The 15,756-nt window shown below is 61.9% G+C and carries 16 protein-coding genes; 7 read left to right on the plus strand and 9 right to left on the minus strand.

All coding sequences use genetic code 11. The annotated features are described in order from the left end of the window. The first annotated feature begins 2 nt into the window (after nt 1–2). The 3 genes from ABIE33_RS27595 (at nt 3) to ABIE33_RS27605 (ending at nt 3,294) form a co-directional block, all read left to right on the plus strand. A complete protein-coding gene (locus ABIE33_RS27595) occupies nt 3–926 on the plus strand; it encodes an ABC transporter permease (RefSeq protein ID WP_429130986.1) in 924 nt (307 codons plus the stop codon). Between the two features lie 15 nt (nt 927–941). Then, nucleotides 942–2,189 carry a kynureninase gene (gene kynU, locus ABIE33_RS27600; protein WP_429130987.1) on the plus strand — a complete coding sequence of 416 codons (1,248 nt, stop codon included), beginning with the start codon at nt 942–944 and terminating at the stop codon, nt 2,187–2,189. Between the two features lie 133 nt (nt 2,190–2,322). Continuing rightward, a complete protein-coding gene (locus ABIE33_RS27605) occupies nt 2,323–3,294 on the plus strand; it encodes a threonine ammonia-lyase (protein ID WP_429130988.1) in 972 nt (323 codons plus the stop codon). Nucleotides 3,295–3,303: 9 nt separating this feature from the next. Here ABIE33_RS27605 and ABIE33_RS27610 read toward each other — a convergent pair whose 3' ends face one another. The 7 genes from ABIE33_RS27610 to ABIE33_RS27640 all read right to left on the minus strand — a co-directional run bounded on the left by ABIE33_RS27610 (nt 3,304) and on the right by ABIE33_RS27640 (nt 10,457). Continuing rightward, complete coding sequence (locus ABIE33_RS27610) at nt 3,304–3,990, minus strand: ABC transporter ATP-binding protein (protein ID WP_429130989.1); 687 nt, start codon at nt 3,988–3,990, stop codon at nt 3,304–3,306. Beyond that, nucleotides 3,987–4,736: an ABC transporter ATP-binding protein gene (locus ABIE33_RS27615; protein WP_429130990.1), complete on the minus strand. Its 750-nt coding sequence runs from the start codon at nt 4,734–4,736 to the stop codon at nt 3,987–3,989. The genes ABIE33_RS27610 and ABIE33_RS27615 overlap by 4 nt, the downstream gene beginning before the upstream one ends. After that, the gene (locus tag ABIE33_RS27620) at nt 4,729–5,700 is read right to left on the minus strand and encodes a branched-chain amino acid ABC transporter permease (RefSeq protein ID WP_429130991.1); all 972 of its coding nucleotides are present in this window, start codon (nt 5,698–5,700) and stop codon (nt 4,729–4,731) included. Before ABIE33_RS27620 ends, ABIE33_RS27615 begins: the two co-directional genes overlap by 8 nt. Before the next feature lie 7 nt (nt 5,701–5,707). Continuing rightward, nucleotides 5,708–6,628 (minus strand): branched-chain amino acid ABC transporter permease, encoded by a 921-nt coding sequence (locus ABIE33_RS27625; protein WP_429130993.1) that lies wholly within the window; start codon nt 6,626–6,628, stop codon nt 5,708–5,710. A gap of 187 nt (nt 6,629–6,815) precedes the next feature. Continuing rightward, nucleotides 6,816–7,955 (minus strand): ABC transporter substrate-binding protein, encoded by a 1,140-nt coding sequence (locus ABIE33_RS27630; RefSeq protein ID WP_429130994.1) that lies wholly within the window; start codon nt 7,953–7,955, stop codon nt 6,816–6,818. A 42-nt stretch (nt 7,956–7,997) separates the two neighbouring features. After that, complete coding sequence (gene kynA / locus ABIE33_RS27635) at nt 7,998–8,834, minus strand: tryptophan 2,3-dioxygenase (RefSeq protein WP_429130996.1); 837 nt, start codon at nt 8,832–8,834, stop codon at nt 7,998–8,000. Nucleotides 8,835–8,837: 3 nt separating this feature from the next. After that, nucleotides 8,838–10,457, minus strand: coding sequence for a benzoate-CoA ligase family protein (locus ABIE33_RS27640; protein WP_429130998.1), 1,620 nt, complete (start codon nt 10,455–10,457; stop codon nt 8,838–8,840). 329 nt (nt 10,458–10,786) lie between these two features. Between ABIE33_RS27640 and ABIE33_RS27645 the strand changes: the two genes are divergently transcribed. The 3 genes from ABIE33_RS27645 to ABIE33_RS27655 all read left to right on the plus strand — a co-directional run bounded on the left by ABIE33_RS27645 (nt 10,787) and on the right by ABIE33_RS27655 (nt 12,179). Next, a complete protein-coding gene (locus tag ABIE33_RS27645; protein ID WP_429131001.1) occupies nt 10,787–11,617 on the plus strand; it encodes an alpha/beta hydrolase in 831 nt (276 codons plus the stop codon). A 6-nt stretch (nt 11,618–11,623) separates the two neighbouring features. Continuing rightward, nucleotides 11,624–11,821 (plus strand): hypothetical protein, encoded by a 198-nt coding sequence (locus tag ABIE33_RS27650; RefSeq protein WP_429131004.1) that lies wholly within the window; start codon nt 11,624–11,626, stop codon nt 11,819–11,821. A 103-nt stretch (nt 11,822–11,924) separates the two neighbouring features. Then, a complete protein-coding gene (locus ABIE33_RS27655; RefSeq protein WP_429131006.1) occupies nt 11,925–12,179 on the plus strand; it encodes a YMGG-like glycine zipper-containing protein in 255 nt (84 codons plus the stop codon). Nucleotides 12,180–12,613: 434 nt separating this feature from the next. On the opposite strand, the gene ABIE33_RS27660 is transcribed toward ABIE33_RS27655, so the two are convergent. Both ABIE33_RS27660 and ABIE33_RS27665 read right to left on the minus strand, forming a co-directional pair. After that, complete coding sequence (locus tag ABIE33_RS27660; protein ID WP_429131008.1) at nt 12,614–12,871, minus strand: hypothetical protein; 258 nt, start codon at nt 12,869–12,871, stop codon at nt 12,614–12,616. Nucleotides 12,872–13,440: 569 nt separating this feature from the next. Continuing rightward, nucleotides 13,441–14,400: a LysR family transcriptional regulator gene (locus ABIE33_RS27665; RefSeq protein ID WP_429131092.1), complete on the minus strand. Its 960-nt coding sequence runs from the start codon at nt 14,398–14,400 to the stop codon at nt 13,441–13,443. A 163-nt stretch (nt 14,401–14,563) separates the two neighbouring features. Here ABIE33_RS27665 and ABIE33_RS27670 point away from each other — a divergent pair, with 163 nt between their 5' ends. Continuing rightward, nucleotides 14,564–15,754 carry a muconate/chloromuconate family cycloisomerase gene (locus tag ABIE33_RS27670; protein ID WP_429131010.1) on the plus strand — a complete coding sequence of 397 codons (1,191 nt, stop codon included), beginning with the start codon at nt 14,564–14,566 and terminating at the stop codon, nt 15,752–15,754. The last annotated feature ends 2 nt before the right edge of the window (nt 15,755–15,756 follow it).

Below are 15,756 nucleotides of genomic sequence, written 5' to 3' on the forward strand. Positions count from 1 at the left end.
TCATGGATATTCTTCAAAACATCGTCTCGAGCTTCGTCTCGCTCGTTCCCGTCACCCTGGCGCAAAGCCTGATCCTCGCCTTTGTGGTGCTGGGGATCATGATCCCGTTCCGCATGCTGAGCTTCCCGGATCTGACCAGCGAAGGCGCGTTCCCTCTCGGCGGCTGCGTCTGCGGCGTTCTGATGGCGGCCGGCATGTCGCCATTGCCCGCGATCGCCATTGCCTTGGTGGCGGGCTTCGTCGCCGGCTGCTGCACGGCGTTCATTCACCTGCGCTTCCGCATCCACACGCTGCTCGCCGGCATCCTGATGATGACGATGCTCTATTCGATCAACCTGCGCATCATGGGTCGCTCGAACATCTCGGTCTTCGGAGCGCCGACGGTGTTCGACTGGGTGCCAGGACTGCAACCGGGCTTTCCGGCAAGCAAGATCGTTGTGGCGGGTCTCATCGCGCTCGCCGTCTTCCTCCTGCTTTATCATTTCTTCAGGACGGAGAAGGGAACGGCAGTCCGGGCCGTCGGCGCCAATCCTGATATGGCGGAAGCCCAGGGCATCAATGTTTGGAAGGCGACCATCGGCGGCGTGGGGCTCGCGGGCGCGTTTTCGGCGGCAGGCGGCGCACTGATGGTGCAGTCGCAGGGCTTTGCCGACGTCAACATGGGGCTTGGCATCCTGATCAACGGGCTCGCGGCGCTGATGATCGGCGAGGCGATCGTCGGCAAGCAGAGCGTGCTGCGCCAGCTCGCGGCACCCTTCGTCGGCGCGGTCGTCTACTATCAGCTCGTCTCGCTCTGCCTGGCGGCCGGCATGCCACCGCCGGATCTGAAGCTTGCTACCGGCCTGTTCGTTCTGGCCATGCTGGCTCTGCCGAGCCTCAAGCGAAGCCGCGGGCCGGCACCTGCCCGCGAAACCGTTCGTGAATAACCAAGGACCATCTTCATGACTTCAGTTCCTGATTTTGCCGCGATCGAGGCCATGGATGCGGCCGACGTACTGCGTCCGATGCGCGACCGTTTTATCCTGCCACCAAGCCTCATCTATCTCGACGGCAACTCGCTCGGCGTTGCTTCGACCGCGGCCTTCGACGAACTCCGCAAGGCCGCGACCGAGGAATGGGGGCAGGATCTCATTCGCAGCTGGAACACGGCCGGCTGGTTCGACATGCCGCTTTCGCTCGGTGATAGGGTTGGGCGGCTGATCGGAGCGGCCGCCGGCCAGACCGTCGTTTGCGACACCACGTCGATCAACATCTACAAGGCCCTGCATGCGGCCATGGCCTTGAGGCCGGATCGTTCGGTGATCGTCAGCGAAGGCGGAAGTTTCCCGACCGATCTCTACATGGCCGAAGGCGTGGTCTCGACGCGTGCCGGTGCTTCGCTCCGTCTCGAAGGGGTGGATGCGCCCAAAATCGAGGACCTGATCAACAGCGAGGTTGCGGTGGTTCTCGTGAATCACGTGAACTACAAGTCCGGCGAATTGCGCGACATGGCGGCGTTGACCCGCAAGGCGCACGAGCATGGGGCGCTGATCATCTGGGACCTCTGCCATACGGCCGGCGCACTGCCCGTCGACCTCGACGGTGCGAATGTCGATTTTGCCGTCGGCTGCACCTACAAGTATTTGAACGGCGGCCCCGGAGCGCCCGCCTTCATCTACGCGGCGACCCGGCACCACGGCAATATCCGCCAGCCGCTCACCGGCTGGTGGGGTCATGCCCGCCCCTTCGCCTTCGAAAAGCATTATGCGGCGGGTGAGGGCATCCGCCGCTTCCTCTGCGGTACGCAGCCCATCCTATCGCTTCGGGCGCTGAAGGGCGCGCTCGACATCTGGGACGAAGTCGACATGGCGCAATTGCGCGAGAAGAGCATCCGGCTCACGGACCTCTTCATTGCGCTCGTCGAGGCGAAATGCGGTGCCTATGGCCTCGAGCTTGAAAGTCCGCGCGACGGTGTAAAGCGCGGAAGCCAGGTTTCGTTCAGCCATCCGAACAGCTACGAGATCATGCAAGCGCTCATTGCCCGCGGCGTCATCGGCGATTTCCGTGCGCCCACGACGATGCGCTTCGGCTTCACGCCGCTCTATGTGAGCTATGCCGACGTGTGGCGCGCCGTTGAGATCCTGGAAGAGATCCTCAGCACAGGTGCGTGGCAGGATGCGCGCTTTGCCGTCCGGGCGGCCGTGACTTGAGCGGATAACATCGACAGGCCGCGGCCGGGACGTCGGCCGCAGCCTTACACGAAGACGCAGAGAAAGATCGCGCCGCGCTGCTGCGGATCAGCCCTCGGTGCTCCGCGGAGGGTGAAATCGGGGGATTTTCGCGATGACCACTGTAGCACGCCGCCCGACGCTGGATGAAATCGCCGAAGCTCGCGGCCGCGTCGCTCCTCACATCGCGCGCACGCCGTTGGTCAGGCTCGACCTCGGCTTTCCGGACCGGCAGATCTTCCTGAAGCTGGAGACGCTCTCTCCGATCGGGGCCTTCAAACTGCGCCCCGCGCTGAACGCCGTATTGTCGCGCGACCCCGCTGTTTTGCGAAATGGCGTCGCGGTCACCAGTTCCGGCAATATGGCCTATGGCATGGCCTGGGCCGCGCGCCTCATCGGCGTTCCCATGGTTGCCTACATGTATAGCGGCGCGCCGCAGACCAAGATCGACGGGGTGCGCGAGCTTGGCGGCGAGGTGCGCTTCGTCACTGACGAGACCTGGTGGGACTACATTATCGGCGCGGACCGACCTGATGCGCCGGAATTGCTGATCAATCCGGTGACCGATCGGGCGGTGCTGGCCGGCAATGGCTCCATCGGCATGGAAATTGTCGAGGATTTGCCAAACGTCGATGTGGTGCTGACCCCATATGGCGGCGGCAGCATGACCACCGGGGTCGCCAGCGCGATCAAAACCGGTTCCCGGCCGGCACGCGTTTTCGCGGTCGAGGATGAGTGTGCCGCCCCGGTTTGCGCTGCGCTCGAGGCAGGGCGGATCGTGACGGTGGAAACCCGCCCGTCGTTTATCAAGAGCATCGGCGCGCCATCGCTGGTGCCGCAGCTTTGGCCGGTCGCACGGGAGCTGATTGACGGGGCCATCGCCGTCAGCCCTGCCCAGGTGGCCGATGCGATCCGGCTGCTATTCAGGAAGGCCAAGATCGTCGCCGAGGGAGCAGGCGCGGCCTCGCTCGCCGCCGCGATGGCGCGGCCCGACCTTAAAGGAAACATCGTCTGCGTGATCTCGGGCGGCAACATCGACGCTGCGGCCTATTCCGTCGTGCTTGCTGGCGGCATTCCCCCCGCCTGAGCGACGAACTCAGACCCCGAGATAGCGGTCCTGGAGCGCCGGCGTCAGTGCTGCCGGCGGTCCCTTAAACACCGTCGCGCCCTTTTCCAGGACGAAGCAGCGGTCCGCCACCGGCAGCAGTTCCGAAAGCGTCTTGTCGACAACGAGGATCGACTGGCCTGCCGCTTTCAGCGTGCGGATCGCCGACCAGATGTCCTGTCGGATGACCGGCGCCAATCCCTCCGTTGCCTCATCAAGAATGAGCAGGCTGGGATTGGTCATCAGCGCCCGGCCGATGGCCAGCATCTGCTGCTCACCGCCGGAAAGCGTGTTGGCATATTGATCGCGGCGCTCTCCGAGGCGGGGGAAAAGCGCGACGACCTTCTCCAAGGTCCACTCGTTGCCGCGGGCGGTGGCAACGAGGTTCTCCATGACCGTCAGATTGGGAAAGCAGCGCCGTCCTTCGGGTACAAGGCCAAGACCGAGTCTCGCAATGCGATGCGACCGCATGCCGAAGATCGCCTTGCCCGCGAAGGTGACCGCGCCAGCGCGCGGGCGAACGAGACCGAGGATCGAATTGATCGTCGTCGTCTTGCCCATACCGTTGCGGCCCATAAGGGCGACCACCTCGCCCTCCCGCACATCGAGATCGACGCCGAAGAGCGCCTGGGAAGCGCCGTAGAACGTCTCGAGGCCTTTCAGTTCGAGCAGGGTCACGCGGCTTCTCCGAGATATGCCCGGCGAACGTCGGGGTCGCTGCGTATTTCGTCGACCGTACCCGTTGCGATGATGCGCCCGTAGACGAGAACGGATATGCGATCCGCGAGCGCAAAGACCGCATCCATGTCGTGTTCTACGAGCAGCATTGGGGCTTCGTGGCGCAGGCTGTCGAGGAACGACGTCAGCCGCTTGGAACCCTCCGGTCCCATGCCGGCCATCGGCTCATCGAAGAGGAAGGCATTGGGCGAAAGCGCCAGCGCTATGGCGATCTCGAGCTGCCGGCGTTCGCCGTGCGAGAGTTCCGCTGCCGGCACGTGGGCGCGCGCTGCAAGATCGACGCGCTCCAGCATCGCCATCGCCGGCTCGGTCAGAGCCTTGTCATCGGTGACCTGGCGGAAGAAGCGGAAGCTGCTCCCTTGCCTTGCCTGCACCGCCAGCATCACATTGCGTAGTGCCGAGAATTCCTGTGCCAGCGAGGAGATCTGGAAGCTGCGGGCAAGGCCGAGCCGGGCGCGGGCGGCCATGCCCAACCCACCGATCTCTTGGCCGAGAAACCGGATCGTGCCGCTGTCGGCTTTGAGTGAGCCGGCGATCTGGTGGATAAGGGTACTCTTTCCGGCGCCGTTCGGGCCGATCAGTGCATGGATCTGTCCCGGCCGAAGCTCGAGGCTGACCCCGTCGGTCGCCTTGAGTGCGCCGAAGGATTTTCTGAGATTGCGGATTTCAAGAACTGGCTCAGACATGACGCGGCTTTCCCGAGAGCAGGCCGAGCAATCCGCCGCGCGCAAAGAGCACGATGCCGAGCAGTATGAGGCCAAGGAAGAATTGCCAGCGCTCGGTGATGCCGCCGAGCACGTATTCGAAGAAGACGAAGATCATCGCGCCGGCGACGGGCCCAAACAGCCGTCCCTTGCCGCCGAGGATGATGAGCACGATCAGTTCGCCCGACATGTGCCAGGACAGCATCGAGGGGCCGACGAAGCGATTGAGGTCGGCATAGAGCGCACCGGCAAATCCGGTGATCATGGCGGAGACGGCGAAGGCGACGAGGCGAATATTGAAGGGCTCGATGCCGACGGCGGCAAGGCGCGTTCCGTTCTGCCTCGCCGCCTGCAACGCACTGCCGAAGCGTGAGCCTTCGGCGAGGCGGAACAGCAGAAGCGTTGTCATGAGTGCTGCATAACAGATGAGGAAATAGGGCAGTGGCTTGGCAGTATTGACGCCGGGAAACGCGTTGCGCACCGACATCGACAGGCCGTCCTCGCCGCCATAGGCCGGCCAGGAGATGGCGAAGTAATAGATCATCTGCGCGAAGGCGAGCGTGATCATGATGAAATAGACACCGCTCGTGCGCAGGCTGATCGCTCCGATCGGCAGTGCGACGAGGCCGGCGACCATCACGGCCGTTATCCAGATGAGCGGCATCGATGTCGTGGCGGAAATATCGGCAAACAGCGGTTCGGCGTTGAAGGCGTGGGTCGCCAGAATGCCGGCGACATAGCCGCCGAGGCCGAAGAAGGCAGCGTGCCCAAAGGACAAGAGGCCGCCAAGCCCGAGCGCCAGGTTGAGGCCGACGGCGGCGAGCGCCAGGACAACGACGCGGGTCGCAAGCGTGACGTAGAAGGGTTCGCCCATGCCGGCGGCAACAAGCGGCGCGCCGAGAAGCAGAAGGGCGAGGAGGAGATTGACTGTGGTCTCGCGGCTCATAGGCATCTCACGACTGCGCCGAAAACAGGCCGCTCGGCCGGAAGGCGAGGATGAGGGCCATGACGATATAGATCAACATCGAGGCGAGCGCCGCGCCGATCGTGGTCGCCTGCGACGCGGGCATGGTCAATGCGAGCAAGGAGGGAATCAGGAAGCGCCCCATTGTGTCGACGACGCCGACGATCACTGCACCGACGAGGGCGCCTTTGATAGAGCCAATGCCGCCGATGACGATGACGACGAAGGCAAGGATGAGAACCGGCTCGCCCATTCCGACCTGAACCGACTGCAGTGCGCCGACCAGGGCCCCGGCAAGGCCCGCAAGCGCTGCGCCGAGCGCAAAGACCACCGTATAAAGCGTGCCGATGTCGACGCCGAGCGCCCCGATCATTTCGCGGTCGGACTCGCCTGCACGAATGCGCATACCAAGCCGGGTCCTGGAAATCAGCAGATAGAGGCCTGCAGCCACGGCGACACCGACGCCAATTATCGCCAGCCGGTAGAGCTGGTATTGCCCGCCGCCGGGCAGCGCGACCGCGCCCTGAAGCTGGGGCGGTATGTCGAGATAGAGCGGGAACGAGCCGAAGAGCCAGCGCGCGCCTTCCGAAAGCACCAGGATGAGCGCGAAGGTAGCGAGTACCTGATCGAGATGGTCGCGGTCGTAGAGCCTGCGGATCACGGCAACCTCGATGATCGCTCCGACGCCCGCGGCGGCCGCGAGGCTGGCGATCAGCCCGATCCAGAAGGAACCGGTGGCGGCAGCGACGGTGGCGCAGGCGAAGGCGCCGATCATGTAGAGGGAGCCGTGGGCAAGATTGATCAGCCCCATAACCCCGAAAATCAGGGTCAGACCTGCGGCCATCAGAAACAGCATCACACCGAGCTGGAGCCCGTTGAGCAGTTGTTCGATCAAGAGTGTGGTGAACAAGAGACCGGTCCAAGCTTGATATTAGAGCAATTCATCGAGGCAGTGCATCGATCTAACTCTTTGCAACTACGCAATTCCTGACGGAACACCGCTTCACACTTTTCCTGGAATCGCTTTGAGATCGCGTTTGCCATCGCCCAGGCGCCGGCAACGATGCCGATCGCCTGGGCGGCAACAGGTGCAAGCGTTACATCCCGCACTTCTCGGCGTAGGCATCCTTGTGATCTTCAAAGGCTGTCGCAATGATCTTGTTGGTCAGGACGCCGTCGCCTTCTTTCACCACCTCGCGGACATAGATGTTCTGGATCGGGTGGTTGTTGTTGTTGAATGCGAACTCGCCGCGAACGGACTTGAAATCCGCCGCCTTGAGCGCGGCGCGGAAGGCGTCCTTATCCTTGACGCTCGCCTTCGACAGGGCCGCAAGGATCAGGTTTGCCGTATCCCAGCTTTGCGCCGCATAGATCGAAGGCAGGCGCTTGTACTCGGCCTTGAAGGCTTCGACGAACTTCTTGTTGGTCTCGTTGTCGAGATCCTTGGACCAGGTCGCGGAGTTCTTGACGCCAAGCGCCGCATCGCCGATCGCCGGCAGAACGTCCTGGCTGAAGGAGAAGCCGGGCCCCGTGACCGGGATGCTGACGCCCGACTGGGCATATTGCTTCATGAATGCGATGCCCATGCCGCCGGGCAGGAAGAAATAGACGCTATCGGCGCCGGAGGCGCGGATCTGGGCGATCTCAGCCGCATAGTCGGTCTGGCCGACCTGCGTGTACATCTCGCCGGCAAGGTCGCCCTTGTAGTAGCGCTTGAAGCCGGTCAGCGCATCCTTTCCGGCCGGATAGTTCGGCGCCAGGATAAAGGCGTTCTTGTAGTCCTTGTTGGCGTATTGCCCCATAGCCTCATGGAAATTGTCGTTCTGATAGGCGACGTTGAAATAGTTCGGATTGCAGTTCGCACCGGCAAGCGCCGAGGGACCGGCATTGGGCGAGAGATAGATCACATCCTGCGCGACCGCGTTCGGAACGACGGCCATTGCGAGGTTCGACCAGATGATCCCGGTCATGAGGTCGACCTTGTCGCCCTGGATCATCTTCTCGGCGATCTGCACCGCAAGTTCCGGCTTCTGGGCATCGTCCTCGATCACCAGCTCCACGTCCTTGTTGCCCGATTGCTTGATCGCAAGCGTGAATGCGTCGCGCATGTCGATGCCGAGACCGGCGCCGCCGCCCGAAAGCGTGGTGATGACGCCGATTTTCACCGGCTCGGCGTAGGCAAGGCTCGACGTCGCAAGCGAGAGGCCAAAAAGGCTCGCTGCCAAAATGCGGATCATGCTGTTCTCCTCCTTGTAGGTTCCCTTTTAAATTGTGTTCTATCAGAGACCGGTGCGCACATGCCAGAGCTCGGGGAAGAGTTCGACTTCGAGCATCTTTCTAAGATAGGACGCGCCGGATGTTCCCCCGGTTCCGCGTTTCATGCCGATGATGCGCTCGACTGTCGTGACATGGTTGAAGCGCCAGCGGCGGAAATAGTCTTCGAAATCGACAAGCTTCTCGGCGAGCTCATAGAGCATCCAGTAGCGCTCCGGATCGCGGTAGACGATCTGCCAGGCCGCAAAGACCTTGTCGCTCTCCGTGCGCGTTTCGCGCCAGTCGGTCTTGTCCGCTTCCTCGCCGACATCGAACCCTTTGCGAGACAGGAGCCGGATCGCTTCGTCATAGAGCGATGGCGCGGCAAGGATCGCCTCCAGCTTTTCGATGATATCAGGTCGATGAGCATGCGGCCCGAGCATCGCGACGTTGCGATTGCCGGCGAGAAACTCGATCGCACGGTATTGCCACGACTGGAAGCCGGAGGATTGCCCAAGGGATTCGCGGAATTGCGTGTATTCGCTCGGGGTCATCGTGCGAAGCACGTCCCAGGCGCTGTTCAGCTGTTCGAAGATGCGCGCCACGCGCGTCAGCATCTTGAAGGCCGGCTCCAGCCGGTCTGCACGGATCGAGCGCACCGCCGCGTTGATCTCGTGAAGTGCGAGCTTCATCCAAAGCTCTGACGTCTGATGCTGAATGATGAACAGCATCTCGTCATGCGCTTTTGAGAGCGGCTCCTGTGCATCGAGCACTTTTTCCAACATCAGGTAGTCGCTGTAGGACATGCGTCCTTTGAACGACATCTGGGCGCCTTCTTTCGAAGGATCGTATGAATTGCTCATGTTTCAGTTCTCCGAGCGCAATCGGAACCGCTGGATCTTGCCCGTGGCTGTCTTCGGCAGGCTGTCCAGGAATTTTACCGATCGCGGATATTTGTAAGGCGCGATCGTTGCCTTGACATGATCCTGCAGGCGCTTGATCGTCGCATCGTCTGCGGATACTCCGGCAGAAAGCACCACATAGGCTTCGACGATCTGGCCGCGCTCGGTATCGGGCGCACCGACGACAGCGCACTCCGCGACCTCAGGATGCGAGATCAGGGCCGCCTCAACCTCGGGGCCGGCTATATTGTAGCCGGCGGTGATGATCATGTCGTCCGAACGGGCGGCGAAATGGAAGAAACCCTCTTCGTCCTGATAGAAGGCGTCACCCGTCAAATTCCAGCCTTCGCGCACATAATTGCGCTGGCGGGCGTCCGACATGTAGCGGCAGCCGGTCGGACCGCGTACGGCAAGCTTGCCGATCGTGCCGCGCGGCACTTCGCGCATCTCGTCGTCGACAATCCGTGCCTCGTAGCCACCGACGGGTTTGCCTGTCGAGGCGGCCTTGCGATCCTCGAAGCGATTGGAAATGAAGATATGCAGCATTTCGGTCGCGCCAATCCCGTCGAGGATCGGTTTGCCGGTTTTCGCGGTCCATTCCTCGAAGACGGGGCCCGGAAGCGTTTCCCCGGCCGAGATCGCGACCCGCAGGGATGAAAGATCCGCGCCGTTGTCCATCGCCTTTATCATGGCCCGATAGGCGGTGGGGGCGGTGAACGAGATCGTCGCTTTGTATCTCTCGATGATCTCCACCATGTTTGCGGGCGTCGCGTGCTCGAGCAGTGTTGCCGCCGCCCCGAAGCGCAAGGGGAAGATAGCGAGGCCGCCGAGACCGAAGGTGAAGGCGAGTGGCGGCGAGCCGACGAACACGTCATCGGGCGTGACCCCGAGAACCTCTCTGGCATAGCCGTCGGCGATCATCATTAGATCGCGGTGAAAATGCATCGTCGCTTTCGGGATGCCGGTCGTTCCGGAGGTGAAGCCGAGAAGCGCCACGTCATCCCGACCCGTGTTCACAGCCTCGAAGAGGACCGGCTTGTCGAGCGCAATCCGGTCGAGCTCGGCGTCATGGTTCGCGGTCCCGTCGAAGCCGATGACCTGTTTCAGGAAGCGGCTGTCTTTGGCGCAGGCGATCATCTCGTCCATCAGACGCGTGTCGCAGAGAGCCAGGCTGATCTCCGCCTTGTCGACGATCTTGGTCAGTTCGCCGGCTCTAAGCATCGGCATGGTATTGACGACGACGGCGCCGGCCTTCGTGGCCGCCAGCCAGCAGGCGACCATGGCCGGATTGTTGGCGGAGCGGATCAGGACGCGATTGCCGGGCTTTACGCCGTAGTTCTCGACCAGCGCATGCGCCAGCCGGTTCGTCCAGTCGGACAGTTCCTTGTAGGTTCGGCGGCGCCCGTTGCCGATCAGTGCAGTGTGGTCGCCAAAACCCTTTGCAACGACGGCGTCCGTCAGTTCGACGGCAGCGTTGAGATGGTCCGGATAGTCGAAACCCTCGAGAAGGAATTCAGGCCATTCTTCCGGTGGCGGCAGATGATCGCGTGTGAAAGTATCGACGTGCGAGGTCGGTCCAAGCATATGGCGGCTGTTCCCCTGTTCAGTTCCTGCCTGTTGCTCAGGCATTTTTCAAAGCCGGCTAAAGTTCATGCGGTCGTGCGGAGACCTGCCGTGCGAACAGGCGCCAAGCCTCGCCGCATCGTTGCCGATGGGCTGCGCCGTCGCTGCGACGGTTCCAATGATCGTGATGGGCACAGCGAGACCTCCACTTCTCGGCTGAACATGGGGCAGCATCGCACCAGTCCAAAATTATTTCAAGCCTAAAGTTTTTTTTGAGGGTCGGCATTGCGTTTGTCGATGGGGCGGGTGATTTCTATGCTTGGGGAGACATCAACTGGAGGATTTTGTCGATGGTGGAACACCGTGTTTCGGACTGGGACGACGCCTATGCTAACGGTGTGAACATCGCACGCGGCGACCGGTGGCCGCAGGCGTGGGTTGGTCCAGCCGAGGTATTCCGCAACGCTCTCTCGGCATCAGGGCTTGCGAAACTTGACCTTGCCTATGGCGAGCGACCCAGAAACCGCATGGACCTGTTTTTTCCCGATGGCCCAGCCAAAGGTTTGGTCGTCTTCGTGCATGGCGGATTCTGGTTGCAGCTCGACAAGAGCTTTTGGTCGCATCTGGCCGAAGGGGCCATCGCCAGTGGTTATGCCGTTGCCATGCCGTCCTACACGCTCTGCCCGGAGATCCGCATTGCGGGGATCGTCGAGGAAGTCGCCGCCGCAATCAGCGAGGCCTCGAAACTGGTCGAGGGCCCATTGATGCTGACCGGCCATTCGGCGGGCGGCCATCTCGTCAGCCGGATGATCACGGCGACCGCGCCGCTCTCGCCGCACGCCCAGGAGCGGATCCGCAACGTCGTCTCGATCTCAGGCGTGCATGACCTGCGTCCGATCATGTCGACAGCGATGAATGAGAGGCTGGCGATCGACGAGGCCGAGGCGCTTTCGCAGAGCCCGGCCTTGCTGCGCCCGATGCGCAATGCCCGCATCACCTGTTGGGTCGGTGGCGGCGAGCGCGCGGAATTCCTGCGCCAGAACGCGTTGCTCGCCAATATCTGGACGGGCGTGGGCGCAACCACGGCTACCGTCGTGGAACCGGACAGGCATCACTTCAACGTCATCGACGGTCTTGCCGACGCCAGACATCCGTTGACGCGGGTCCTGCTTTCGGCGTGAGAAGGTGTGAGCACTGACTACAGAGCCAACTTCGACGCCGCAAAATTGGGCTTAGCAGTCTCGGCGATTGCCTTCGCAACGTTGCGAGAAGCCAGCCGCGAAACAGTCAGTGCGTTCGATGATGCCTTGCCGAAGGTCCCGGAAACGGCAACCGCCCTGGCGTTCGGCTGCGCAATCGCCAAGGATAATCGCCTCCGCCTATAAGAATCGGCACTCTCGACAATTGCACGCGTTGCGTAGATGCTACCTCATGCCGAAGATGCAACGGTGAAATGCCCAGGTTGATATCGAGCAAAGGGGTGAAAGCATGAGAAAGCTTATCATTGCGGTTGGAATGGTTGGTATCCTCGCGTCCTGCACTCAGACCGAGCGAGGGACGGCAATCGGTGCAGGAACTGGCGCAATCATCGGAGGTGTTGTGAGTGATAGCTGGGGCGGTGCGGCTATCGGCGCTGTGGCGGGTGGAATTATGGGCAACCTGATAGGCCGTTCCCGGGAGCGCGAAGGCTATTGTATCTATCGTGATCGCTATGGGCGCCGATTCGAAGCGCGCTGCCGGTGACAGCAGCCCATTTTGCTTAAGTAGCCGGTGTGTCGCCCTAGACGGCTCAGGGCGGGTATGTGAGCAACTGGTGTTGATTCCGGCGACGACGCTGCCACTCGACTGTCGTGCCGGACGTGGCTCTGCGCGGTCTCTATAGCGCCCTCGTCACAACCTGTGCCGCAACCGCGACCAGTAGACCCGCCAAAGCCACGGCAGTTCCGTATCTCGCCACCTTCATCCGGCGCCGGCGGGCGCCATCCCAGTCATAGCCCATCTGCTGCTCCGTCACGGGAAAAACCGCAATCCGGAGAGTTGGATTGCGGTTCTGAATTGCCGGCGGGGGTCAGGGGGCGACGGCAACTAACGAGAGCATGCCCTTCACTCGTTAAGTGAAGATTGCCGCCGAGTTGCGCGTTTTCGCCTCTGAGAATCTACTGGGAATAAAGTGGAAGTTAGCGAACCATTCGCGGGCTCACACTAGCCAGCATCTTGATAATGTCGTCCTCCAGTTTCTGGCAGAGATCTTCATACTCTTCCATGCTCCTGGGGTCTGGCGTCAGTTGTTCGCGCAACTCATCGCGCTTCATAGCTGCAAGGCCGTAGGCCTCCAGCAAGTCGTTGATCGCAAGGAAGTTGGCATCGGAAATCTGTTTCCGGTGCCGTGGCAGCCGCATCATCATTCGGCTTCGCCCGACCTTTTCGAAATCCATCACCTGCTCCTAAATCTGCCGGCTCAGAAGATTGTCCTCCACCAAAATGAAAGTAGCAACATGACTTTGAACCGACGCATCAACGCGGCGGGCATTGCGCTCGTCAAGCTGTGGGAAGTCCTCAAGACGAAGGCATGCAGCAGCTCATACGGCGGGAGGTGAACTCGTGGAACGGTATCCTTGCACCGAAGGGAACGTCGGATCGTGACACAGCCTAATGTCGCGGTCGCCGAATTGATGGCAGCGGACGACACCAAGGCATCTTCGCCCGTGAGGGTGCGGAACCGCAGCTGATGAGCGCTAACGACTCCGAGGCCTATATCAACGACGGATCGTTGCGCTGGGCCAAGGTCGTGAGTGACACCGGCGCCAAGATCGATTGAGCGTTAGCGAAGGTATCGGGCAAGGCCTGCCCCTGAGAGCGGCAGTGAGGCGAGGGGAAGTCCAGCGTCTCGCTGCCGCCGTGTTCGTTCGTGGTTACGGGCGCACCTCGGGTCGCCAGAACGAAATACGGTATCGGCCGTGTTTGACCTTCTTGTTTGAGCACATCCGACCTTCGATGGAATTTCTCAGGGCGCGCGGTTGGGCCGCCCCGTCAAGCCGTGGGTGGGGACAAAGTTGTATTCCGGGTCCAGCCAGGGCGGGTTTTCCGCGTACATATCCTCAATCAGCCGTTTGACGAGTTCGATATAGCGTGAATTGTCGCCGACCCGATGGCTGAGGATGACCGGTGAGGTCGCGCCCTCTCCCTCAAGCAGCCGATAGTGCACGTCCGAACGCATCTGGCGGGCGGAAGAGGGGATGATGCACAGACCGGCTTCGGCGGCCACCAGCCCGAGGGCCGTCTGAATCTCGCGCACTTCTTGAACTTCGGCCGGGCGCGCGTCATGGCTCTGCATGAGGTTCAGCACGTGATCGGCATAGCCGGGGCGTGGCTCCTTCGGGTAGACGATGATCTTCTGACCGGCAAGCGCGGCGACCGGTAGCGGCGAAGCGTCCTCGGCGAGCGGCGTATCTTTCGGTATTGCCACGACCAGGCGTTCTTCACGCAACACCGTGCCAACTACGTTCGGATCGCTATGGCGCAGGCGGCCAAACCCCATGTCGATCCGGCCCTCCTTGAGTGCGGGAATTTGCTGGACGGAGACCATTTCCAACAGCTGGATATCCACTTCCGGGGCGTACTGGCGCAGTTTTCGCACCAGTGAGGGCAACCCGCCGTAGAGGGTCGAGGCAACGAAGCCGATGGACACGACGCTGTTCTGGTTCAAGCCGACCCGACGGGTCGCCGCCTGCATCTGTTCGACCCGGCCGAGAACCTGCAAGGCCTGTTCATAAAACAGACGCCCTGCCTCCGTCAGCCGGACGGGGCGGCTTTTGCGGATGATGAGCGGGACGCCCAGGTCCTCCTCGAGCAACTGGATCTGCCGGCTCAAGGGCGGTTGGGCGATGTGCAGCATCTGAGCTGCGCGGGTAAAGTTTCGCTCACGCGCGACGGCTACGAAATAGCGAAGCTGGCGAAGATCCATCATTTGCTCACATCCCTTATGCCGATTTCCCGCGTGTCGACGATATGTTGCGCTGCGGGAAGTGCCTATAAGGTGACATTTTTTCTACTACGATACCAGAAAGGTATCATAGTAGACGCAATTGATGTTGGACGAGACGTCATGCCTGGCGCAGAGTCGGTCCATGAACACGACCCTGACATCTGTTGGCCCGACCGCAGCATCGTTCCCTCTGGTGGAGCGCATCGAGACCCTGCTCGTCGACCTGCCGACCATCCGGCCGCACAAGCTCTCGGTTGCGACCATGAACGGCCAGACCTTGATGCTGGTCAAAGTTCATTGCAGCGATGGCATCGTCGGCATTGGCGAGGGCACCACGATCGCGGGGCTGGCCTATGGCGGCGAAAGCCCGGAGAGCATGAAGGTCGCGGTCGATACCTATTTCAGGCCCGTCATGGTCGGTCAGGACGCGACCGCCGTAAGGGCGCTGATGGCGCGCATCGGGAAGATGGTCAAGGAGAACCGCTTCGCCAAATGTGCGGTTGAAACCGCACTGCTCGATGCGCATGGCAAGCGCCTCGGCCTGCCCGTCAGCGAGTTGCTGGGCGGTCGCATGCGAAGCCGGCTGCCCGTCGCGTGGACGCTGGCGTCCGGTGATACGAAGACTGACATAGCCGAGGCCGAGAAGATGCTCGACCTGCGCCGGCACCGGATTTTCAAGTTGAAGATCGGAGCAAGGCCCCTGCGCCAGGACATCGCCCATGTTGCCGCGATCAAACGGGCGCTGGGCGAGCGTGGCTCGGTGCGGGTCGATGTGAACATGGCCTGGAGCGAGACGGACGCCGCCTATGGCATGGCAGCCCTGGCGGACGCCGGTTGCGACCTGGTCGAACAACCGGTCGCCTCGGCTGCAGCACTGGCGCGGCTCGTGCGTCGCTTTCCCGTCGCGCTGATGGCCGATGAATCGCTGCACGGCCCCGAGAGCGCCTTCGAACTTGCGAAAGTCAGCGGGGCGGACGTGTTCGCCGTCAAGATCGAGCAAAGCGCCGGGCTCTTCAATGCCCAGCGGGTCGCGACCATCGCGGACGCAGCCGGCATCGGTCTTTATGGTGGCACGATGCTTGAAGGCGCCGTTGGCACGGTGGCGTCGGCGCAGGTATTTGCCACCTTCGCCAACCTTCAATGGGGGACCGAGCTGTTCGGGCCGCTGCTGCTGACGGAAGAGATTTTGGCGACACCGCTCACCTACAGCGAGTTTGAGCTGACGGTTCCCTCAGGACCCGGGCTCGGCATCGAGCTGGACGAAGAGCGTCTGGCCTTCTTCACGCGCGACGGGCTGCGCAAGACCATCAGCATTGCCGGGCAGGGAGGCTGAAT

Source organism: Ensifer sp. 4252, assembly GCF_050434565.1.
GTDB lineage: Bacteria > Pseudomonadota > Alphaproteobacteria > Rhizobiales > Rhizobiaceae > Ensifer.